The sequence below is a fragment of the Bacteroides sp. 519 genome (genome assembly GCF_010500955.1).
In the GTDB taxonomy this organism is placed as follows: domain Bacteria; phylum Bacteroidota; class Bacteroidia; order Bacteroidales; family Bacteroidaceae; genus Bacteroides.
Window position 1 is genome coordinate 143662 of record NZ_QVMJ01000005.1, and the last position, 23715, is coordinate 167376.

The window sequence follows — 23715 nt, forward strand, 5'->3', positions numbered from 1 at the left end:
AACTCAAAAAACTTAAAAACTAACATTTACTCCCATTACATAGGTTCTTTGTACCGGATAAGTCCATCCACCAAAACCAAAACTTGTGATGCTTCCTGATACTTCGGGATCAACGCCGTTGTAATTGGTTAATGTAAACAGGTTTTGTGCCGACAGATATACTCTTAGTTTATTGAGTCCGGGAATCTTATTGAATGTATATCCCAATTGTAGATTCTTTAACCGTAAGTACGAACCATCTTCAATATAGAAAGATGAGAAGTAGGAATAATTCTGGTTGTTATCGTTCGATGCCAAACGTGGAATATCGTTCGATGTACCTTCGCCATGCCATGCTTTATTGATTAAACCGCTTACTTTATTGGTTTTTCCTACTGCGTTGTGCAGTTCGTTCTTGTTTTGATTAACCAAGTCGTTTCCTACACTGGCATAGAGATTAGCAATAAGATCGAAGTTCTTGTAACCGAAGTTCAGGTTAAGTCCCATCGTTGCATCGGCCCATGGCGATCCAATCTTAGTACGGTCGCTGGCGTTTAGTAACCCGTCGCCGTTTACATCCTTAAAGCGAATGTCGCCCGGAACTGCGTTTGGTTGCAAAAACTCTCCTTTGTTATTGGTATGGCTGTTTATTTCTGTTTTGTTCTGGAATATTCCATCGGCTACATATCCGTAGAAGAAACCTGGTGCTTCACCTTCTATTGTTTTGGTTTTTTCGCTGTTGCCGTACAAAGGTTCTTTATCGCCGGTCAACTCTGTCATTTCAACATTGAAGGTAGTCAGGTTGAAACTGGCTCCCCATTCAAAATCACCACAACGATCGTTATAGCCCAAGCTAATGTCGAAACCACGTGAACGCATAGAGCCTACATTTGTCCATATCTTAGCATCGCTGGGATATCCTGAGTAGTTTGGATATGCTTTTTGGAAGAGCATGTTTTTGGTTTTCTTTACGTAATACTCAACCGATCCGCTAAACTTGCCTTGCAATAAACTAAAGTCGATACCTGCATTGATGTCTTCAACAGTTTCCCAACGGATGTCTTCGTTCTTAATGGCACTTGGGTAAGTGGTGTTTTGAGGATTGCCGCCAATGGGATAGTAGTTCTGTCCCAGTTTCGACATGTAAACAGCAGCAGGCAGATTTTGATTACCTACTTGTCCCCAACCTACACGAACCTTAAGATCGTTGATAATCTCTTTGGTACTCTGCATAAATGGTTCGGCCGAAACACGCCATGCAAAGGATGCCGATGGGAACGATGCCCATTTGTTTTTCTTCATAAACTTAGAAGATCCGTCGGCACGATAGGTAGCTGTAAGATAATACTTGTTATCGTAGTTGTACATTATTCTACCCAGATACGACATTACCGAAGTTGTTGCCAATGTACCGGTGGCTGTTGCATTGCCTGTGGCTGCATCGAGTTCCTGTAAAACATCCGAGTTATTGGGTGTTTTCTCCTTGGTTCCGGTAAAGGTATTGGTGTTCCACTCTTCTAACGTATTACCCAACATGGCGGTAAAGTTGTGTTTATCTTTCAGTGAGAAGATGTAGGTTAACGTGTTTTGTACACTCCAGTTGCGATACATGGGCTGCTCGCGTGTTACCTTGTTATTGGTTTGAAACTCGTGTGCAGCATCAATCACAAAGTCGGGCGCAAACTTTTTATACAGGCGAGAATCCAGTTCGAAAGCTCCCTGCGAACGGAATACAAGATTCTTGATCGGGGTTATCTGGATGTACGCACTTGTTGATAGCGCATAGCTTTTGTAGTCCTCGTTCCAGCGGTGTACCGTTGCTACGGGGTTCCATACATACGACGGCGAACGAGAGTATACACTGTACTCGTTTTCTTCGCCTGTAAGGTCTTCGGCTGCTTTATAAATAGGTGTGATAGGATCAACACGGTCAAAATCGGCCCAGTTGGTGGGGTTACCCCAGTTTTCGTAACGTGGGTTAAGCATATAACCTACCGAAATGTATTTGTTGAAAACATAATCGTTAGTAAAGCGTGCTGTAAACCTCTTGTAATCTCCCTTCTTATAGAAAGAGTCTTGTTCGTAATAATTCAGACTGAAAGAGTACTTGCTCTTATCTGTTCCTCCCTGTACACCGAAGCTCATATTCATTTGCGGCGAGTACTTGCGGATACCTGCTCCCCACCAATCGGTAGTTTTACCGGCGTAATCGGCAGGGTTATCAAATTCTTTGGGATAGCCTGCATTCAGGGCAGCAGTATTTAGTATTTCGGCATATTCCTGTGCATCGGCCATGTTATAGGGATTCTTCATTTCCTGAAATCCATAACTCAGGTCGAGGCTGAATGTTGGTTTGCCTTCCTTGCCTTTGCGGGTACTAACCATAATTACCCCATTCGATGCACGGCTACCGTAAATAGCACTTGCCGATGCGTCTTTAAGTACTTCCATACTTTCAATCTCATTGGGGTTAAGAAAGTTGATACCTCCGCTAATGGGTACACCGTCTACTACATACAAAGGATCGGTAGAAAGAGACACTGTAGAGAATCCGCGGATAAGCACTTTGGGCTGTCCGCCGGGATTACCGGCACTAATAATCTGAACTCCCGCTGCTTTTCCTTGCAAACTTTGGTTGGCGTTTCCTACACTCATAGACTTTAGTTCGCTTCCTTTTACGGATGCTATGGAACTGGTAAGGTCGCTTTTCTTCACCACACCAAAACCTACAACCACTACTTCGTCGAGCATCTCGGTATCGTCGTGTAGGGTTACATTGATGGTTCTTTGTTGTCCTACACGTTGGGTTACAGTTTTATAAGCAATGTACGAGAATGTTATTTCGGATGCTTCGCCGGCAACAGTAATGGTGTATTGTCCGTTGATATCGGTTATTACTCCATTCTGTGTGCCTTTCTCAAGTATGTTTACGCCGATTAATGGTTCGTTCAAACCATCGGTAACAGTACCTTGTATTTTTATTTGTGCTGTTGCTGCCAATAAAGGTAGCAACAAGAGTGTTATGGTTAAAATAATGCTTTTCATGTTAATTCTTTTGTTTAGTGAGTTATTCATTACTCCTTGATGAGCCATGCCCGTTCAAGTTCGGTATCCATAACAAAACGGTATGTGCCTTCGGCTCCTGTATAGGTATGGTTTCCACCACCAAGGAATCCTATTTTTCCGTTTCAAGTCTCCACCAAGGGTTAGTCCATCCCGGTGCACTGATGGTCATAGAAAGATCTGTTCCATTAAGCGGCATGGATGCACGGTATAACTGGTAAGGATTTTCCGGATTAGCCGAAACAAGGAAGTCGGTATTTGCCGAATCCCAACCGGCACCCACAAAGCCACTACCACATATTGTAATATTACCCGGAGTATGAATCACCGACTCGGGAGTATATGGGGTTGCTGTATAGGTAAGGGCAGCAGGATCAACAGTTATCAGGTAGTATCCTTTGGTTGGTAGTACTACGGCTGGTGCTGTATCGCTGTTTTCGAGTTTACCATCGGCAATGGCTCCGAAGCAATGAGGTTCAAAAGAAGCCTCCTGTCCAAGGAAATAAATTTCTTTGTTATCGCTATCGGCATAATATTTAAAGGTAAATACGCCATCGGCTAGCGTGTGGAAGTACATGGGTACTCCAAAGACATCGGCAGTTAGATCGGTATCTTTCGATACATCGGCCAGGAACATTTCGGTAAGTCCTTCAGATACACTGAACTTGATAGTGGTTTTCCCCCTGTTAGGTTCTACGAAGTTATCAACTGTTGTAACTGCGATATCATACGATTTAAGTTCTGCCGGAACAGGATACGTCTTGGCAAAGCTGTATGTGTTACCACCTCCAACTTTAATCTTTTCGTTGATACCCAGTTCTTTGTTGTACACCAGTACCGAGTCTATACCTGTAACATCGGTTACGTTGAATGCTACATTAACCTTCATATCGTCGGCCATAAATATAACACTACCGTTAATTGGCTTGATGTTGCTTAGTGCCGGGGCATTAAAGTCACCATCCAGTTTAAGGTTGAGTTCTTTCGATACGCTGTTTTCCGATACATCTGTCAATGTAAGGTTCACTTTGTATGTTTCGGTTTCTTTTGTATCGGCGGGAGCAAGAAACTGATATTCCAACTTGTATTCAGTTAGTAATTCATCTGTTGGAAACAGAATTTCTTTATCCAGATAGAGCTCGGGGATGTATATCCTCAGACTCTTTAGTCCCAAATCATCTTTCAGATTGGCTTTAATCGTAAACTTCCGATTGGGTACGGAGTACAGTTCGTTTCTTTCTACTGTGATTTCGGGCATATCCGAAGCGGGATAGGATGTGTCGTTGTCATTACAACCTATCAGTAGAAAAAGCATGATGGATAGGAATAATAAATAACTTTGTCTCATGGTCTTTTTTTAGATTATTGGTAAACTATTAATTGGGTTGTTTAAAAATTAGGGTCTAAGGCCAACGGCCTTTGTTCAATAGCGTAGGGCAAAGCCCTACGTATTGTTGTGCGCGTTTCACCGACCCCAACGGGGTCAACTTTATATCAGTTGAGTTGACCCCTTTTGGGGTCATAATGCACAATGAATCCCTTGCGTAGGGCTTTGCCCTACGCTATTGCATTGAGGCCGTTGGCCTCCAGAAACTCTCGGATGAGAGTAATTGTTATTTCCTGAAAACTTGCTTGTTTACATCAAGCTCTTTTACCTTAGAATAATACATTTCCGAAGCCTCTACTTCGCCCAGTCCGCTATATCCCAATGCCATAACATAATAGCAATGTATTTTGTTGCGGATGTTTAAATCGTCTTCCCAAATGGCCAGATCGGGAAGAGATACTGCAAAGTAATCAATACGACAGTTGTCGAAGAGGTGTTTCTTGCCGTGGTCTATCAGTTTGTTGTAACGGCTATGTGCTTTATTTGTGTCTCCAAGGGCTTCCCAAGCTAAGCCCTGATAGAATATTTTATCCGGTTGCTGATCGTTATAATAGAATGCCTGTTGAGGCTCCGATGTTCCTACAGTAGCTTTTTGGAAGTAGAAGATTGCCTTTTCTTCATCACCCAAACCGCGGTAAGCTACTCCTTTGTAATAATTAACATCGTTTTCTTCGGCATTTGCCAATTTACCTTCGCCCAAATTATGTGGGTACGCATCTGTTTCGTGGAGAAGGAGTAAAGCTTCCCCGTATTGTTTATCCTGAATGGCTTGCTTGGCCAGCTCTAACCGGCATATAGTATATTGCCCTGTAATCTTTCCTTCGCCGCCTTCCCAGGGGTGGAACTTACATGAGGCAATCAGTTCTTTAGCTTCCGTATATCTGCCTAGCTGATTGTAAAGGGTGATGCGTTCAATGCAAAGATCATCGCGTTCTTCAACCAGTGCTGCATGTTTCTCTAATACAGCGAGGCGTTGGGCAGGGGCATCTCCCATTTTCTTGTATAACTGGTCTAACTCCATTAACAAACGAGAGTCGGTTGTATCCAAGGCGAATGCTTTTTCCAACAGTTCACGGGCTTCCTGTTTCTTGTTGTATTTATTGTAATAGGCTAACGCCAGATTACGTAGTACGGTGGGGAACGTTTCGTTTAGCCACATAGATTGTTCCCAACAATTGCGGGCTTCGTCGTACTGACGGGAAGCATACCAGAAGTTACCCAGATAGTAAGGAGCAAATGAGTCTGAAGGATTTAGCTTCATGGCATCTTGTAGGATATTCACATCCTCTATACGGTTGGGGAAACATCTGTCGGGATTCATCTTCGATGCTTTGCTATAATATTCCTTCGCCTTTGCCGTATCGCCCGATTGTGATGCGAAGTATCCCAGTGTGTAATAAACCATGGGGTAAACATTATCTGCATCGGTAATACAACAGGATAGTAATTGGATGGCTTCTTCAAACAATCCGGCTCCTGCAAAGTCGAGCGCATACTCGGTGTACGGATGAACAGCGCCACGCATAATGGTTTTCAGTTCATCCAGATCGGCCGGGTTATTGGTTAACAGGTACTTTTCGAACCGGCAACCCATGTTGAACTTATCTATCTTTAGTGATTCTTCAATTAAGGTCAGGGCTGCTTCTTTGCGACCCAGCTTTCTTAAAATAGATGCTTTCAGCTGACGGCCTTTGTGGTTGTGCCAGTTTCGTATCAGGCTGCGGTCTATTCTGTCCAAAGCATCTTCCCATAATCCTTTGCTTGCATCAATTCTTGCCAGCGCATAGTAAGCAGAGTCTTGCCATGCTGCATTCCAAGTGGCTTTGAAGAAGGCTTTATAGGCCTCGTCTTTTTTGCCTTGCATATCTAAACACCAGCCCAGGTTGTAATGGGGTTCGCCATCGTAAGGGTTAGGACTGCGTTCTATTTGTGTTTCTATGGCTCTTTGCAGAAAAGGCTCTGCTTTAACAAACTGCCCTTTGCGCATCAGCAACAATCCTATTGCATTGTTACAACGGATATCTCCGGGTTCACGGCTCAATGCTTCCATATAGTAATCCATTGGATTATAGGTAGCATGCCGATACTGTTCCAGATGAAGCCCTGTTAGGTACAGTTGCTCTATGGATGGTATATCCTTAGGATCTTTTGCTGCTTTCGCAGGATCGGGAGTTGGTTTAATCTCCGGTTTATCGGCTTTATAAGTCAGCAGTTCTTTGCCTTCGGCGGTATAAAGCTCAAAGATCAGGTCTTCGGGCAAGATATTGCCTACTGTTATTTCTTTTATATATGTTTCGGCTGGAGATGTGTTGGTATAGTCATCTACCAGAATCTTTCCTGTTGCATTCTTCAAAATAACCCGAAGGTTCTTAAATGCTGAGGTGGTATACAGTATAATAGTTGCTTTGTCTCCTTTTACATCAATGTTAACAATGGCATCTTTGTTGGCATTCTTAACATAACCTACTTCGGCATAAGGCATAAAGTATTGTACCCACGATTTCTCTTCGTTGGGTTGTAGCCATGTAAAATCAGGCTGATTATCGGTATATACACCAGTCATCAGTTCTATGTATGGGCCGTCTTCGTCTGTAAGGTTTCTGTCCCATGCAATACCAAAGTCGCCATTGCCCCATGTCCATTGTTTTTTACCGGGCGACACATGATGATTGGCTACGTGCAGCAATCCGGCTTTCACATCTTCTTCGTATCCGCCAACAAAGTCGAACTTAGACTGTATGGCCATATACGAAGTAGGTACAGGGATATTCTTGTATTTGGAAATATCCACTCCTGCCGAATAATCCTGTTTGTAATATTCTCCGGTTGCTATCGGGAAATTGGATACTGCCCGCTTACCATGATCGAATACAGCATGTACATCGGGTGGGAATACCGAGTGATATCCATCGTTAACCACTACAGCCGGATTGGCCCACCACAGGAAAGTCTGCGGAAAGGAGGTACGGTTGTACACCTTTACTTTGATTTCGATATAAGATTTCCCCGGATGAAGCGTAAAGCCCTGCATTCCTTTGGTGCGGAACATGCGTTCTACTTCGTTACACCAAACGGTGATACTTCCGTCGGCATTTTCTTCAATGAAGTAATCGGTTGGCAGAAAAGTGCTTGGGCGGTGGTGCTGTGGCCAGTTGAATTCAATTCCACCGGAAATCCAAGGACCGGTTAGTCCTACCAAAGCCGGCTTTATTACCTGATTGTAATAAACAAAATGGCGTTGCTTTACTTTATCATAAGCCATGTGAATGCGTCCACCCAGTTCGGGCAATATCATGACTTTGATATATTCGTTCTCAATAAATAACGCCTTGTATTGTTTATCTTTCTTCTCGTCGGATACTTTCTCAACTACCGGATAGGGGTATACAACTCCCGAGCTACCTTGATAAACACGCTTTTCAAGGAATATCGGATTCTTTTCTTCTTCTCCTATTTCGTATGTAGGCAGCATGATGTTTTCTTCCCATGCTTTCACTACATTCTTTTCGTTTACTGTAGATTGAATCAGATAACTGGTTATCTTTTCCATTGATTTAAGTTTTAATTAGTACTGAAGTGAGGTAAAGTGAGGTAGAGGAGGTAAAGTAGTTCCATGCGGCATCGAAACTTTATCTCCTATACCTCACTCTACCTCACTTTACCTCCTTTGAATTATTTTGTGAGCTCATTTTCTATTTCTTCCAACGTCTTGCCTTTTGTTTCGGGCAATTGCGAACGTATAAACAGGAAGCCGGCTACGCAGATACCACCGTAAATCCAGAAAGTTCCGGAAGCTCCCAGCGTTTCGTTCATTATAGGGAACGTGTAGGTAAGTACAAAGCTGGCTACCCACAGGAAAAAGGTTGCCACAGCCATTGCGGCACCACGTATGCGGGTGGGAAATATTTCGGAAAGTACTACCCATACAATAGGTGCCAACGACATTGCATAGCAGGCAATAGCAAGAACTACCAGAAGCAACATGGGCAAACCAGTAATACCGAAATAATAACAAGAACCCAGAATAATGTAAATAATAGCTAATCCGGCCGAACCTACAAACATCAACGCACGGCGCCCCCAACGGTCTACTGTGTAGATAGCAACAAAGGTGAAGATTACATTGGTAACTCCGGTTACAACGATATTCATTAACACATCGGATACAGCGTAACCTGCTGCCGAGAATATTTCGTGTGCATAGTTAAAGATTACATTAATACCACACCATTGTTGGAAGATGGCCAGTACAATACCTATAATCAACACTTTGCGAACATTCGGCTGGAACAATGCTTTCCAATCTGTCTTCTCCTGATTGCCTGCGGTCTTTTCTATTTCAAGCATTTCGGCGTCGGCATACTTCTCACCTCCAATCTTGGCAAATACGTTGTGTGCAGCACTCTTCTTCTGGTTTACAACCAGCCAGCGCGGACTTTCGGGAATAATAAAAGCTAATACAAAGAAGATAAGAGCAGGAACCAGTTCGGCCCAGAACATCCAACGCCAAGCCCATTCTACTCCATCGGGCGAAAGTACATTTTTATCGGGCATATAGTAATCGCCTATTTGCCAGTTAACAATCTGCGCTGCCAGAATCCCCAATACAATGGTTAACTGGTTGAGTGACACAAACCTGCCTCTTACCGAAGCGGGCGAAACTTCTGCTATATATATAGGTGAGATATTGGATGCAATACCAATTCCAAAGCCTCCAAGTATGCGGTAAATAATAAACCATGTAAAGTTGTCTACGGCTCCGGTTCCGTAAGCCGATATGGAAAACAGTGCGGCAGCAATAATCAGCATCTTCTTTCGGCCGTACTTATCACTCCAAAGTCCAGCCAGTAAAGCACCAACCAAGCACCCTATCAGGGCACTACTCATGGCCCAACCACGCATAGCAGCCGACCCGTCGAGCCCAAAGAAAGGTTCGTAGAATATTTTGGCTCCGCCGATAACTACCCAGTCGTAACCGAATAGTAATCCGCCCATGGCCGATACAAAAGTGATAAGTAATAGATAGGTTTTTTTGTGTTTATACATGGTTTTCATAAATTAAGATGATTACAGGACAAAAGTAGTGCATCGCCGCATAACAAAAATGTAAGATTGTATGCAAAACATGTAAAAAAGGACTATTTTTGCAGTGAGGTAAAGGAGGTAAAGTTAGGTAAAGGAGGTAAAGTTACCATGCGGCATCGTTACTTTACCTCCTTTACCTAACTTTACCTCCTTTACCTCACTCAACTACTCAAACATGGAAAACTTTCTTGCAGACGGATTTAAAGGCGAAAGGGCCATTGTTACACCTTATAATATAAGAACGTATCAGGCCGGGAACGAGATTACCAAACAGATGTACATAACCCACATCGGTTATTACCCCGATGCCCAGTTTCATCACCGGGTGCGTGATGAAGGAGCCAACGAAAACATTTTTATTTATTGCGAAAAAGGGAAAGGCTGGATAGAGTATAATAATGAGCGCATCTGGTTGAAAGAGAATTGCTTCTTTATTATTCCCGCCAACGAAAAACATGCTTACGGTGCCGATAGTCGCGATCCGTGGAGCATTTACTGGTTACACTTCAAGGGCGAGAACATTAATATGTTCAGTTCTATTATAGGTAAGCTGATGCATCTGGAACAATCGGAACGAAGCCGGCAGCAAGACCGCATACAACTGTTTTACGAAATGTATCAGAATCTGGAAATGGGGTACAACCCAGAGAACCTTGAATATATCAGCTTTTGCCTGATGCACTTTCTGGCTTCATTAAAATATGTGTCGCAGTATCGTGAAATCAAGAAACTAAAGGAGAGTGATATCGTACAAAAATGCATCCTGTACATGAAAAGCAATCTTGAGAATAAAGTTACCCTCGAGGATATTGCAAATGCGGTAGGCTATTCCAGTTCGCACCTGAATACATTATTTAGCCAACGTACTTCTTTTTCGGTGATTGAGTATTATAACCAGTTAAAGATTCAACGGGCATGCAGTTACTTACAGTTTTCGGAACTAAAAGTTAAAGAAATTGCTTTCCGGCTGAATTATTATGACCCTTTTCATTTCTCGAAAGCGTTTCATAAAGAAATGGAGATAACCCCGAAGGAGTATAGGAAAAGGTATCAGGATAAAGGGATGAGAAAGATAGGGGAATAATATCATAAATATTAGTCATTTTTTCTTGCTATTTATAACTTCTTCCGCAAAATAATATATATATTTGCCACCTGGATAGTCCATAGAGAGAGACTTTCATCCAAATACATTATTAATTAAAAAACATAAACTACTATGGGTTTATTTGACAAAGTATTCAAGAGCTCGGCTCCTGAAAACGTGAAACTGACACAGCAAGAATCATTTGCAGCTATCGCTTTAGCAATTGCCGGAGCAGACGGTTGTGTAGCACAATCAGAATGGGATGGTATTGTAACTTACATTCGTCGCTTAAGCATTTATGACAATTTCTCGGGCCCTGCATTCGATAAACTGTTCGATAAATTATTCACTATGCTAAAGAAAAGCGGTCCTGCTGCTTTGGTTGATGCTGCTAAAGATGGTATTGGCGACGACCTGAAAATGACAGCCTTTGCTTGTGCTGTTGATATCGCTTTGGCCGACGGAGTATTGGAAGAAGAAGAAAAAGATATTATTAATCAGTTAGCCGAAGCGCTTGAAGTACCCGAAAACATGGCTATTTCAATCATTGAGGTAATGATGATTAAAAACAAAATGTAATTAACAAACTTACATCAATAAAAAACAAAGGATACAATCCGGGTGTTACCAACTGTTAATACACAGTTGTATATATCATAAGTATTTTGTATCTTTAGCATAGCATAAAATATGCAGGTTTTATACGGGAATGCTAGTAATTCGAAATTACTGCCATTTCCGTATTTTGTTTTTGTAAAACTACAGAGTTCTCTGTAGAAAACTACCGACTTTTCCGCAGAAAGCTACAGAGTTTTCCAAAGAGAACTACAGAACTTTCCGAAGAGAACTACAGTGTTTTCCAAACACAACTACAAAAAGGGATATCAATAGTGCCGAAAAGAGATTTTGAGTGAGTTGCTAAAACCCACCGGGGGTTAATAATATATAAAACGCTTCCTCTTAAAACAAATAAAGCAACTTCTGTCCCCAAATAATTTTCTTTACCTGAAGCTCCAGATTTTTCGCAGCGTCACTACTGGCAAAAGTCACCACGATTTTATCATGCGATTGTTTAATCACCTTTGTACATTTACATACTGTGATATCTACTATTCCATCAATTAATCGCAGTTTATTGATAACCGACTCTACCTCAATGTCGCTATAACCAGGACAACAGGCCGAGGTTTCATTCAAAAGCATTTCCGTTTCCATATATTTGTTTTTTCATTAAACATTTATGGTAATGAAAAGGTTTGGATGCAATGATGGATGATAATGGAACCGCAGAGTTACGCAAGTTACGCAGAGTTTTAAGTTTTTCTGCGGTATCGTAATAAAAACTCTGCGTTAATCTGCGTAACTCTGCGGTTCAAAGAATTCAGCTGGGCCTTTGACCTAAAAGCCCAAAACAACAACACTCCTAAAAAAATATCACTTTTAACTTGTATATTCCAAAAAAGTATTACTTTTGCAGCACAATAAGAAACAAAACATCATTTTGATGAACGCATTCGTTTATACATATAGCTTCTTTTTTTACTTTTACTTTAGCCAGAAAGTAGAGCGGGAGTTTTTATGTATACAGTAAAATAGCAATTTAAATAATAAACTGAATATAATAACATGAATCCCGCTCCATTAGGAAGCGGGATTTTTTATTTTAAATAACTTGTTTTATGAAGAAAATAGCTATCCAGGGAACAATCGGCTCGTATCATGATATAGCTGCACATAAGTATTTCGAAAATGAAACCATTGAACTTATTTGCTGTGCACGGTTCGAAGATGTGTTTAGTGAGATTAAGAAAGACTCGCAAACCATTGGTATGCTGGCCATTGAAAACACGATAGCAGGAAGTCTTCTGCATAACAATGAGTTAGTACGCCAAAGCAACACACAGATTATTGGAGAATACAAACTGCGAATATCGCACTGCTTTGTATGTTTGCCTCAAGAGAACTGGGAGGATATTACAGAGGTTAACTCCCACCCTATTGCCCTGATGCAGTGCAGGGAATTCTTGGAAGAGCACGCTGGTATTAAAGTGGTTGAAGGCCAGGACACAGCCCGAAGCGCAGAACTGATAAAGACAAACAACCTGAAAGGACATGCCGCAATCTGTTCAAAAGCCGCTGCCAAAATTTATGGAATGAAGATTCTACAAGAAGGTATAGAAACCAATAAACGCAACTTCACACGCTTTCTGGTGGTTGCCGATCCGTGGATAGCCGATGAGTACCACCGCAATACCACAATTAACAAAGCAAGCATCGTTTTCACACTCCCCCACACCGAAGGAAGCCTCTCGCAGGTTCTTTCCATCTTATCATTCTACAATATAAATCTTACAAAGATACAATCACTGCCCATCATTGGCCGCGAGTGGGAGTATCAGTTCTATATTGATGTATCGTTCAAAGATTATTTACGATACAAACAGGCTATAGCTGCCATTGAACCATTAACCAAAGAATTAAAAATATTAGGCGAATATGCAGAAGGAAAATCAAACATATAACATTGCCCCAGCCAACCGGCTGATGGATGTAAGCGAATACTACTTCTCGCGCAAGCTGAAAGAGGTAGCCCAAATGAATGCTCAGGGAATGGATATTATAAGCCTTGGGGTGGGCAGTCCGGACATGCCGCCGGCAGATGCAACTATCGAAACCTTGTGCCGTACATCGAAAGACCCCAATGCACATGGATACCAGTCGTACACAGGAATTCCCGAACTAAGGAACAATTTTGCTGCGTGGTACAAACGTTGGTATAATGTTGATTTGAATCCCGAAACCGAGATACAACCACTTATTGGTTCTAAAGAAGGTATTTTGCATATCACACTGGCTTTTGTGAATCCGGGCGACCAGGTACTGGTACCCAATCCGGGATATCCAACTTATACTTCTCTAAGCAAGCTACTGGGTGCAGAGGTTGTAAACTACAACCTGAAAGAAGCAAACAACTGGATGCCCGATTTCGACGAGTTGGAAACAATGGATACAAGCCGGGTAAAACTCATGTGGGTAAACTACCCTAACATGCCTACAGGTGCAAATGCAACACCCGAACTGTTTGAACGTTTGGTAGACTTTGCCCGTCGCAAGCAAATTGTGATTGTTAACGATAATCCTTATAGCTTTATCCTGAACGATAAACCGTTGAGCATCTTATCGGTACCGGGTGCCAAAGAGTGCTGCATTGAGCTGAACTCGATGAGCAAAAGTCATAACATGCCCGGTTGGCGTGTAGGGATGCTTGCAACTAACCCAACATTTATTGGGTGGGTATTGAAGGTAAAAAGTAATATCGATAGCGGTATGTTCCGCCCGCTTCAACTAGCGGCGGCAACAGCATTGCAAGCGGATGCCGAATGGTATGAAACCAATAACAAAAACTATCGCAACCGCCGGCATCTGGCCGGAGAAATCATGAAGCATCTGGGCTGTACATTCAACGAAGATCAGGTAGGTATGTTTCTTTGGGGTAGGATTCCTGATATTTATACTAATGTAGAAGAGCTAACCGAAAAGGTTCTTCATCAGGCCAGAGTATTCCTTACCCCGGGATTTATTTTCGGAAGCAATGGTGCCAGATATATTCGTATATCCTTGTGTTGCAAGGATGAACGATTACGGGAGGCGCTGGAAAGAGTTAAACATGTAGAGACGCAATGCTTTGCGTCTTCTAACAACAAATAATAATCAATAAAATAAATGAGACGCAATGCATTGCGTCTCTACAAAGAAAAAATATGGAATTAGAATCAATCTTATTGCCCGGCGTAGATGCTAAACGTCCTTTGGTGATAGCAGGTCCTTGCAGTGTTGAAACAGAAGATCAGGTGATGAACACCGCCAAACAATTATCATCGAGAGGGATAAAGATATTCCGCTCGGGGATATGGAAGCCACGTACTAAACCTGGTGGATTTGAAGGAGTTGGCACAATTGGCCTCCCCTGGTTAAAAGAGGTAAAGAAAGAAACCGGAATGTATGTGGCCACCGAAGTAGCCACAGCTTTACACGTGTACGAAGCATTGAAAGCCGGAATAGATATGCTGTGGATTGGTGCCCGTACTACCGCAAACCCATTTGCTGTACAAGAAGTGGCCGATGCACTTAAGGGAGTGGATATTCCTGTACTTATTAAAAATCCGGTAAACCCCGATCTTGAATTGTGGATTGGAGCACTTGAAAGAATACATAACGCCGGCCTTAAAAAGCTTGGGGTTATTCACCGCGGGTTCAGTAGCTATGATAAGAAGATATACAGAAATCTTCCGCAATGGCACATACCTATCGAGCTTCGCCGAAGAATACCTAATGTACCTATTATTTGCGATCCCAGTCATATTGGTGGTAAGCGCGAATTGATTGCTTCGATCTCGCAACAGGCTATGGACCTCAACTTCGATGGATTAATTATTGAATCGCATTGCAATCCGGATGCTGCCTGGAGTGATGCTTCGCAACAAATCACCCCGGAGGTTCTGGAATATATCATCAACTTACTGGTTATCCGCAACGAAACGCAAACCACCGAAGATCTTCAAACCCTTCGCAAACAAATAGATGAGTGCGATAATAACCTGATTGAAGAACTTTCGAAGCGCATGCGCATTGCCCGCGAAATTGGTACCTATAAGAAAGAACACAATATGCCCATCCTGCAAACAGGACGTTACACAGAGATTCTGGATAAATATGGTGTACTGGGCGAACAGTGTGGCATGGATTCTGAGTTTATAAAGAAAGTGTTCGAAGCCATTCACGAAGAGAGTGTACGGCAACAGGCGGTAATTATTAATAAGTAAATATATTCAAGAATGGAAGGAGTTAAAGGGAGTTATCAGGAGCGAAGCGATAACTCCTTCCATTCTTAAATATCAAATCGTAAATACAAATGCGAATATTAATTCTTGGAGCCGGTAAAATGGGTTCCTTCTTTACAGATATATTGAGTTTTCAACACGAAACAGCTGTTTTCGATATCAATCCTCAACAATTGAGGTTTGTGTATAACACTTACCGGTTTACTACCCTCGAGGAGATTAAAGACTTTGAGCCCGAGCTGGTAATTAACGCTGTAACTGTAAAATATACAATTGAAGCATTTAAGAAAATACTTCCGGTATTGCCGCCCAACTGTATATTAAGCGATATTGCTTCGGTTAAGAATGGTTTAAAGAAATTCTATACCGAATCCGGCTTCCGCTATGTGTCCTCGCACCCTATGTTTGGGCCTACATTTGCCAGCCTAAGTAATCTGAGTAACGAAAGTGCCATTATTATCAGCGAAAGCGATCACTTGGGAAAAGTGTTCTTTAAAGACTTATACAGTAGTCTGAAACTGAACATCTTTGAATATACCTTCGACGGACACGATGAAACAGTGGCATACTCTTTATCTATTCCATTTGTTTCTACATTTGTTTTTGCTGCTGTTATGAAGCATCAGGAAGCCCCCGGAACAACATTCAAAAAACACATGGCAATTGCTAAAGGACTATTAAGTGAAGATGATTATTTGTTACAGGAGATTCTATTTAACCCGCGCACCCCTTCGCAAGTAGAGAATATCCGTACCGAGTTAAAAAAACTTCTGGCTATTATTACTGAAAAAGATGCTGAGGGGATGAAGAGGTATTTAACTAAGATTAGGGAGAATATAAAATAAGAAATGACTCAAATTAGAGAAACGAAATATTATCCCTAAGACTGGGATAATATTTTGATGATATTTCAATCAATAAATCATTAAAAGGCGGATAAAAAACACAATACCGCTTTTTACCTTCGTTCTTAATAGAAAAAAGATAATTGATATTTATAATATGATGTTGTGAAGACTGAAAGAAATCCGAATTAAGTTTAAGGATCTCGTCTCCTTTGGTTGAATATTTAAGTGGGTAACTGGTATTATCAGCCAGAATAGCCTTCCATAGCCTGTTTTCTTTTCCACCATATTCAAAATAAACCACCTGTGATGTCTTTACAATAAGATGTTCGGTTTTCATATTAAGAGCAATCAAACCATTTTTGTGTGTCAGGTTCTCAACTTCTTGTTTTATGTTGAGTTTCTCATTAATCAGTTTATTTTTCACCCGGTTAATTACGCTGTCAAGTTCTACTTTTTTGTAGGGTTTGAGCAAATAATCGAAAGCAGAATGATGTATGGCCTCCATCTTATAATCGTATGCCGTATAGAATACAACACACATTTTTTTTCCATCAATAACATCCGCCATTTGCTGCAAAAAATCAAGTCCATTCATATCGGGCATTTCCATGTCGAGAAATAGCAAATCGGGCATATTTGTTTCTAAAGAAGATAAAGCAACTGTAGCAGCTGTATATGTGGCTGCAACCGAAATTTCATTATAGCCAGCAAGGTCTTTCTGCAAAACATCAATACAGGCCTGCTTATCATCTATTATAATTGTTTTAATTTTCATAATTCGTATTTGTAAGATATGGGAATGGAAATTTCTACAAGTGTGCCTGGTTTCGGCGAATCCATGACATTCAGATTCCGGACATCAAACTCTATTCTTTCAACATTATGTGAATTAAGCAGTTCAATGGTTTGCTTTAAAATCTGTAATCCCTTTTTTGTTCCATTATCACTGGTATTTATATTTTTAACCTGAAAACCAACTCCATTATCTGCTATCGCTATTTTAATCCAGTTAGAATGAATCCGGGCAGATATCTCAATGCGATCGTTCTGGTTTGGTAGAGGAAAAGCTGATTTAATAGCATTCTCTACTGGTATTTGAATTATCATGGAGGGGACATTCATATTGGTATCGATTGCACCATCTATTTTCCACTCTATCTGGGGAAAAGTAGTAGCAATGCTACAAGTGAGATCCAAATAGTTACGTACAATCTCAAGTTCGGTGCCAAGAGATGTGAATATTTTGTCGGACATTAACAGTTCATTTCTCAATGACTTCACCAGTAAATCAATGGTTTCATATTCTGCAGTGTTGCGCAAAGAAGGCAGTATGGCCGTTATTACATTTTTCACATAGTGTGGGGTCATCCTGTTTTTTATATTCTTCGCTCTGAGTGCAGTTAATTGGCTTAATTGCTTATTGTATTCCTGCTTTTTTCGGCTTCTCCAATAAAATGCGATAACAATAAACACAACACAAATAAATACTGCGGCCAGTAAAATTAAATAATTCTGATTTTTGAGTTTCAATACACTCTGCTCTCCGGTTATAATACGAATATCCCTATTCAGTAGCATTGTATCTCGCTCGTGACGTAAATTCATTTCGGCAATGTTGTTTTGCAGGGTGATATTCCGTAGCGAATCATTGAATTCATCGGCCAGTTCACGATACTTATACGCTTTAGGGTAATCTTTTCTTTTCCGATATAGTTCTTCCAAACGCTTATTATTATAATAGATATAAATAGGTGCTATGGGTACAGATGAATAATCTTTAAGAAGTAACTGTTCGGCACCTGACAGATTTCCGTTCAATAAATTTAATGAAGCATACAATCCGTCAAGGTAATAATCCATATCAGAAAAACCAGGGCCTCCTATATTTTCTTTTGCTTTATCCAAATAGTACCGGGCAGAATCGGGTTGATTCAGAAGCAGATAAATTTCTCCTAAATTAATATCAGATACCCTGATGGCAGATGCATATCCAAATTGATTGGCTATCTCTTTTGATTTCTTAAACCAAGGTAGCGCACTTGCATATTCTTTCTTTGAATAATAATAGTTTCCCCTGCTTGCTGCATAAAAATTTCTTTCATTAATAGGACGATTATCGAAGTCATCCTCTATCTCACTAAAATAGGCTTCTGCTTTAGCAAAATTCTTTAAATCCGTATATACCTTTGCCAAACCGCTGTGAAATGCAAACTTCATATCTAAAAGTCCTAAAGAATCGGCTGTCAATAAACCTTTTATATAATAATCTATAGCCAAAGGAAGTTCGCCTGTTAAAATGTAGCAATCGGCAATATTGATACAAATATCAGGTATTTGTTGTTTGTGCCCTATTTTTGTTAAGCATTCTGCTGCCTTCTGATAGCAAACTATTGCCGAATCGTTCATGCCAACAAAGTAACTATATATTCCTCTATCATTCAGTGCTTTTGCTCTTAGTTCTTCTATCTGATTACTGCTCTTTTGTCTATCACAGAATGATAATACTTGCTTATTTATGATGAACGCCGAATCAATATTGTTCTCCATCCAAGAGCCATTGGAATACAATGACCATAATTTATAATAATAAAAACTATCTGTACAATGGTTAAGGTGAGTAATCAGTTCTTGCTTTGTTGCTGCCGGATCAATATTGAGTTCTTTTTTTAGCTTATTGAATAATGAGTCCTGTTGATTATTGACATCAGTATAAACAAAACGTTTACAACTAGTAAACATAAATATCATGGCACAAAACAGGAGGGCATATTTGCTTACATTCATAGTATTTCGAGAATTGGCATTTAAACACGAATTTAACTCCAATGATGAATTACAAAGATAATCTTTTCACATTATAATAGCTATAAAAACAAAAAAAATGCAGATAAAAAATCATCTGCATGTTATAGATCAATTTGAAAATGTAAAGTTCACATAATCTGAATTAGCTATAAATTTTCGTGTTGCTTCTTCATAAATTTGGACGTTAAATTTCAAAGCAACATTTTTTTGACCACTTTGTATGTGCAACTCGGAATACGGCATAAATAGTGTAAAGTCATTATATATAGTATTTACATACTCAGGTGTAAAATTATCACTGACAGAAACCTGCCCATCTGTTGTTCGATATGACTGATTATAGTCTAATAGTTTATCACCATTTTTGAAATGAAAATAGGCGACGCATCTTCCTCGTTTTCCTAACATATTGTTTGCAGAGAATTTTACATGAATCAACATTCCTTTCACATAGTTGCTGTTATATTGATCAAAATCTACCCAAACAGATTCAATCTTTCCTATGCTTTTATCATCTCCTTTCTGTATTATATCAATTCTAACTTTTTTATTATCTGCACGAACTTCCAAATAATCCTTTCGTTCAGAAGAAGATGTATTCTTTTGAAGTCGTAAAACAAAAGAATTAGAAGTTCTATTTTCTAAACTACACCATGAGGGTATTCCCCAAAGTGTATACTTATCTGCGTCTGTTGAGACTGAGTAAGAGATAGTGTTTTCACTGGAAGGAGCTGTTGTAGATACAGATGTAGCATTATTAACTTTTAAATAAGTAACTTCATTATTCTTCTTATATAAAGTGAATGTTTTTGAAAACAACATTTTTCCTTCATACCAAATTTCATAACGATAATCTCCAGGCCTATAGGTACCACCGGTCTTAGTGCCCCAACCTCGTAAGGCTATAGTACTATTCGTTCCTGAGGTTACATTTATATCATCCGATGATGTATAGCCTGAGGGTGAAGAAGTACCTGTACTTAAACTTCCATCGGGTTTATATATTTTTTTGTATATCGTTATTTTTTGTGGTTTATCTGTTAGGCCATTATAAATAATGCGAGCCTTTAGATATTTAATATCAGAAGCATACAGGCGCGAACCATAATTACTGATAATCTTTACGCTGTCTTCATTAGCAAATTCTATATCTTTAATGTCCATAAAACCTTTTGCAGCAAGGACTTTTTCATTCTCTCTTTGTTTTTCCTTTTCTCTCTCTCTTTCTTTCTCCAGTTCTATTTGCCGTAATCTTTCTTTTTCAGCAGCCTTTTCTTTGTTGTTAATACCTGTATTACACTTCTGAATCCATGATTGCAAATCGTTCCCTATTGGCTTGTCTGGACAGTCTTTTGCTGCTTCAAAGACACTAATTGCATCTTTATATTTACTTTGATTATATAATGATATACCTTTGGAGCGTGTATCATTATAACAGTTTTGCGAAAAACAAATTCCGGTAACGATTAACAATAAAAATAATAAAATGTGCCTTCTCATGTTTATTCTATGTTTTAACCTGATCTGCTATTAATTGATTTTAAAACTTTTGCTGAACAACATTTTGCCTTTATACCATATTTCAAGACGATGTGTACCGGAATTGTAAGCTCCAGCCGTTTCATTGCCCCAACCTGAAAGCGTTACTAAATTGTTTTTTCCGGGACGAACCGTTATTTCATCTTCAAAAGTGTATCCTGATGGCGATGAGGTTCCCTTACTTAAAACTCCGGATGGATAAATTAACTTCCATGATAATTTTATCTTATTATCCTGTTCTGGTAATCCATCATATTTTATACGGGCATATAAATATTGTATCTTAGATGCATATAAGGTCTTTCCATACTCATCAATCGTTATGTCTCCATTACCATTTTGAAATTCAATATCTTTTATTATCATATTTCCATATTCGTTGACCATAGAATTATAAGTTCGTTTTGTCGTAGGGTCATTTTTTAACTTTAATGCCAATTGATAGAATTCTACAGCTTTTGGAAAATCTTTCACTTTTTTATATTGTGCATCCGCTGCTTTACTCCATGCATTGTGGGCAGCATCTATTTTATCATCAAGCATTTTACTTAGAGAAGAGTAATTACTATATCCTGACATTTTAGACGAATATTTTATTTCCATTTCTTGTATGGAAGAAAGAATTTTTTTTGCTTTCAACAAGGATTCAGTATCAGTATTGCTTCCGCTACTAATATATGTTTGACATGAATCTAACTTAGCACTATAATTTGACCAGTGTGCTTCAGCTTCTTCTTTTAAGGGATCTTTTGAATTCTGAATTATAGATATAACGCAAGGTATAAGCAGGATCAACAATACTAAAAGAATATTCCTGATAGGATATTTTTTCTTTTTTTGTACCTCTGATTTCTTGGTAGGTTTAGGATCCTTTCTTCCTTCCAGTTTTGCTTTTGCAATCTCAACAATTTTCTGAGCAGTAGGTCGGTCCCATGTTTCTTTTGCAAGACATACCCGCATAAGATGATTTAATTCGCGCGACCATCTTCTATCCAGTTCGGGAATTTCTGCACCATTAAGCAACATGCTACCACCCATACCACAAAACGGTAAATCACCTGTAACTATTTCGTAGATGGTAACACCTAAAGACCAGATATCACTTGCTTTTACTGGGGCTGGATCTTTTGTAAATCGTTCAGGTCCCATATACGACGTTGCCCCTGCTGTAATAGCCCTACCCGATTGTTTACGCATAGTTGAGCGTATCTTTTTGCTAATGCCAAAGTCGGTTATCAGGAAATTATTATTTTCATCAATCAGTATATTGTCCGGCTTTATATCCTGATGCACAATAGGTTCTGGCTCTTGTTTGTGTAAATAGGCCAGTCCTGTTGCAACATCATGGATAAATTGCCAAATCACTCTTTCATTAGATACATTTCCTACCATATTGGCAGCCGATCCGTTAGGGCAATATTTCATTACGAGATAAGGGCGTTGTTCCCATACATCAAAATGGGTTGCAATAAGGAGGTTTTCATGATTCAGGCCGTAAGCTGTACGGTATTCCTGTTTAAATTCGTCAATACCTCGTACATCCAGTGATATATATATTTTTATGGCTACATCAATTCCTAAGAATTCATCGTGTGCCAGCCATACTTCGCCAAAGCTGCCACTTCCTTTAGATTCTTTGAGGATATAACGATCGCTAAATTTTAATCCTTGTTTTAGTTCTGTCATAATCAAACCATTTTATCGGAGGTAAATCTTTATATTTATTAATGCATAAAAAGAAATGATAACTATTATTGCGAAACAAGCATATAAGTATTTGTTTTCCTCTATTTTAAATGAATTATCTAGTTGTCCCCATGTAGAATATCCATTTTTCTTTATCTTTAGTATACCATAAACAAGTAGTAAAAACGTAAAAGAAATCAGTATATGGAACACTGTAATATAATGCATAAAAACTAACAAACAAGCAAATGTTAGAATACATAAAACCCAATATCCATATTTCAGCCATTTCCAGAGCATAATACCAGCAAAAGCCATAGATAAGCTTGTTAGTGCAAGAAACACATTTTCCCATCCAGTAATGAGTAATGGTAAGGATAAACTAGGATAAGTAAAATCTATTATAAAAAAAGCAATTGCTGCAAATGAACTTATTAAAGTAAATAACATTAAAAACACCGACACAAAAGGATGCCTTTTGTAAGGAATAACCTGAACTGTTGATTTGTTTTTTGGATTTTCTTTTTCTGGATTTTCTTTTTTCGGTGATTCTTTACTTAGCCAGAAAGGACGAACAGCCTGATAAGGATTCTTACACTTATCCGCAGCATATTCATAAAGCTGTTGAGCAGTGGGTCTATCCCATGGTTCCAAAGCCATACAAGCATGAATAACTTCGCTTAAATCTTTAGACCATTTAGATGGAAGTTCCGGCATTTCTGCACCATTTCTGAGCATCACGCCTCCCATGCCGCAAAAGGGTAATTCATCCATAGCCAATTCATAGATACTGGCACCTAATGACCATATATCACTGGCCTTTATGGGTGTTGGGTCTTTAGAAAAACGTTCCGGGCCCATATAGCCAGTTGCACCTGCTGTTATATCCCGTCCGGATTGTTTTCGCATTGTATTGCGGACTTTCCTACTGATTCCAAAATCAGTTATTGCAAAATCACCATTTTCTTTAACCAGAACATTATCCGGTTTTATATCCTGATGTACAATGGGATCCGGTTTTATATCGTGTAAATATGCTAAACCGGAAGATACATCCCGGATAAATCTCCATATAGTATCTTCTGTTACATGTCCCGAAAGTTTTCCGGCAGAACCATTCGGGCAATACTCTAAAACAAGGAATGGACGTTGCTGCCATACATCAAAATGTGTCGCTACCAATAAATGTTCATGCTTCAAGCCGTAAGCTGTACGGTATTCCTGTTTGAATTCTTCTATTCCTCTTGGATCTAAAGAAACATATACTTTCACTGCAACATCGAATCCGAGAAATTCATCATGGGCAAGCCATACTTCGCCAAAGCTTCCGCTTCCAACAAATTGTTTTAATAAGTAGCGGTCATTTATTCTTGTATTTTGTTGTAAATCGGGCAT

General features: G+C 39.7%; 16 protein-coding genes. 6 read left to right on the forward strand and 10 right to left on the reverse strand.

Going from position 1 to position 23715, the window contains the following annotated elements:
• Positions 1-12: 12 nt before the first annotated feature.
• From D0T85_RS06960 to D0T85_RS06975, 4 genes are all read right to left on the reverse strand, one after another.
• A complete protein-coding gene (locus D0T85_RS06960; protein WP_163211614.1) occupies positions 13-3024 on the reverse strand; it encodes a TonB-dependent receptor in 3012 nt (1003 codons plus the stop codon).
• Between the two features lie 130 nt (positions 3025-3154).
• Positions 3155-4390: a hypothetical protein gene (locus D0T85_RS06965; RefSeq protein WP_239060660.1), complete on the reverse strand. Its 1236-nt coding sequence runs from the start codon at positions 4388-4390 to the stop codon at positions 3155-3157.
• A 265-nt stretch (positions 4391-4655) separates the two neighbouring features.
• The gene (locus tag D0T85_RS06970) at positions 4656-7979 is read right to left on the reverse strand and encodes a DUF5107 domain-containing protein (RefSeq protein ID WP_163211616.1); all 3324 of its coding nucleotides are present in this window, start codon (positions 7977-7979) and stop codon (positions 4656-4658) included.
• 122 nt (positions 7980-8101) lie between these two features.
• Positions 8102-9484 (reverse strand): sugar porter family MFS transporter, encoded by a 1383-nt coding sequence (locus D0T85_RS06975; protein WP_370459936.1) that lies wholly within the window; start codon positions 9482-9484, stop codon positions 8102-8104.
• Positions 9485-9689: 205 nt separating this feature from the next.
• On the opposite strand from D0T85_RS06975, the gene D0T85_RS06980 reads away from it, so the two are divergent.
• A complete protein-coding gene (locus tag D0T85_RS06980) occupies positions 9690-10598 on the forward strand; it encodes an AraC family transcriptional regulator (RefSeq protein ID WP_163211620.1) in 909 nt (302 codons plus the stop codon).
• Between the two features lie 135 nt (positions 10599-10733).
• Positions 10734-11180, forward strand: coding sequence for a tellurite resistance TerB family protein (locus tag D0T85_RS06985; protein ID WP_163211622.1), 447 nt, complete (start codon positions 10734-10736; stop codon positions 11178-11180).
• A gap of 381 nt (positions 11181-11561) precedes the next feature.
• On the opposite strand, the gene D0T85_RS06990 is transcribed toward D0T85_RS06985, so the two are convergent.
• The gene (locus tag D0T85_RS06990; protein WP_163211625.1) at positions 11562-11816 is read right to left on the reverse strand and encodes a hypothetical protein; all 255 of its coding nucleotides are present in this window, start codon (positions 11814-11816) and stop codon (positions 11562-11564) included.
• 464 nt (positions 11817-12280) lie between these two features.
• On the opposite strand from D0T85_RS06990, the gene D0T85_RS06995 reads away from it, so the two are divergent.
• From D0T85_RS06995 to D0T85_RS07010, 4 genes are all read left to right on the forward strand, one after another.
• Positions 12281-13123, forward strand: a complete 843-nt coding sequence (locus D0T85_RS06995; protein ID WP_163211626.1) for a prephenate dehydratase — start codon at positions 12281-12283, stop codon at positions 13121-13123.
• Complete coding sequence (locus D0T85_RS07000) at positions 13098-14309, forward strand: pyridoxal phosphate-dependent aminotransferase (RefSeq protein WP_163211629.1); 1212 nt, start codon at positions 13098-13100, stop codon at positions 14307-14309. The genes D0T85_RS06995 and D0T85_RS07000 overlap by 26 nt, the downstream gene beginning before the upstream one ends.
• 53 nt (positions 14310-14362) lie before the next feature.
• Positions 14363-15424, forward strand: a complete 1062-nt coding sequence (locus tag D0T85_RS07005; RefSeq protein ID WP_163211631.1) for a bifunctional 3-deoxy-7-phosphoheptulonate synthase/chorismate mutase type II — start codon at positions 14363-14365, stop codon at positions 15422-15424.
• A gap of 89 nt (positions 15425-15513) precedes the next feature.
• A complete protein-coding gene (locus D0T85_RS07010) occupies positions 15514-16287 on the forward strand; it encodes a prephenate dehydrogenase/arogenate dehydrogenase family protein (protein ID WP_163211633.1) in 774 nt (257 codons plus the stop codon).
• 13 nt (positions 16288-16300) lie between these two features.
• On the opposite strand, the gene D0T85_RS07015 is transcribed toward D0T85_RS07010, so the two are convergent.
• The 5 genes from D0T85_RS07015 to D0T85_RS07035 all read right to left on the reverse strand — a co-directional run bounded on the left by D0T85_RS07015 (position 16301) and on the right by D0T85_RS07035 (position 23715).
• The gene (locus tag D0T85_RS07015; protein WP_163211635.1) at positions 16301-17065 is read right to left on the reverse strand and encodes a LytTR family DNA-binding domain-containing protein; all 765 of its coding nucleotides are present in this window, start codon (positions 17063-17065) and stop codon (positions 16301-16303) included.
• Positions 17062-19074 (reverse strand): histidine kinase, encoded by a 2013-nt coding sequence (locus D0T85_RS07020; RefSeq protein WP_163211637.1) that lies wholly within the window; start codon positions 19072-19074, stop codon positions 17062-17064. The genes D0T85_RS07015 and D0T85_RS07020 overlap by 4 nt, the downstream gene beginning before the upstream one ends.
• 129 nt (positions 19075-19203) lie before the next feature.
• Positions 19204-20595, reverse strand: a complete 1392-nt coding sequence (locus tag D0T85_RS07025; RefSeq protein WP_163211639.1) for a BACON domain-containing protein — start codon at positions 20593-20595, stop codon at positions 19204-19206.
• A 30-nt stretch (positions 20596-20625) separates the two neighbouring features.
• Positions 20626-22320 (reverse strand): serine/threonine-protein kinase, encoded by a 1695-nt coding sequence (locus tag D0T85_RS07030; protein ID WP_163211641.1) that lies wholly within the window; start codon positions 22318-22320, stop codon positions 20626-20628.
• Positions 22321-22332: 12 nt separating this feature from the next.
• Positions 22333-23715 carry a serine/threonine-protein kinase gene (locus tag D0T85_RS07035; RefSeq protein ID WP_163211643.1) on the reverse strand — a complete coding sequence of 461 codons (1383 nt, stop codon included), beginning with the start codon at positions 23713-23715 and terminating at the stop codon, positions 22333-22335.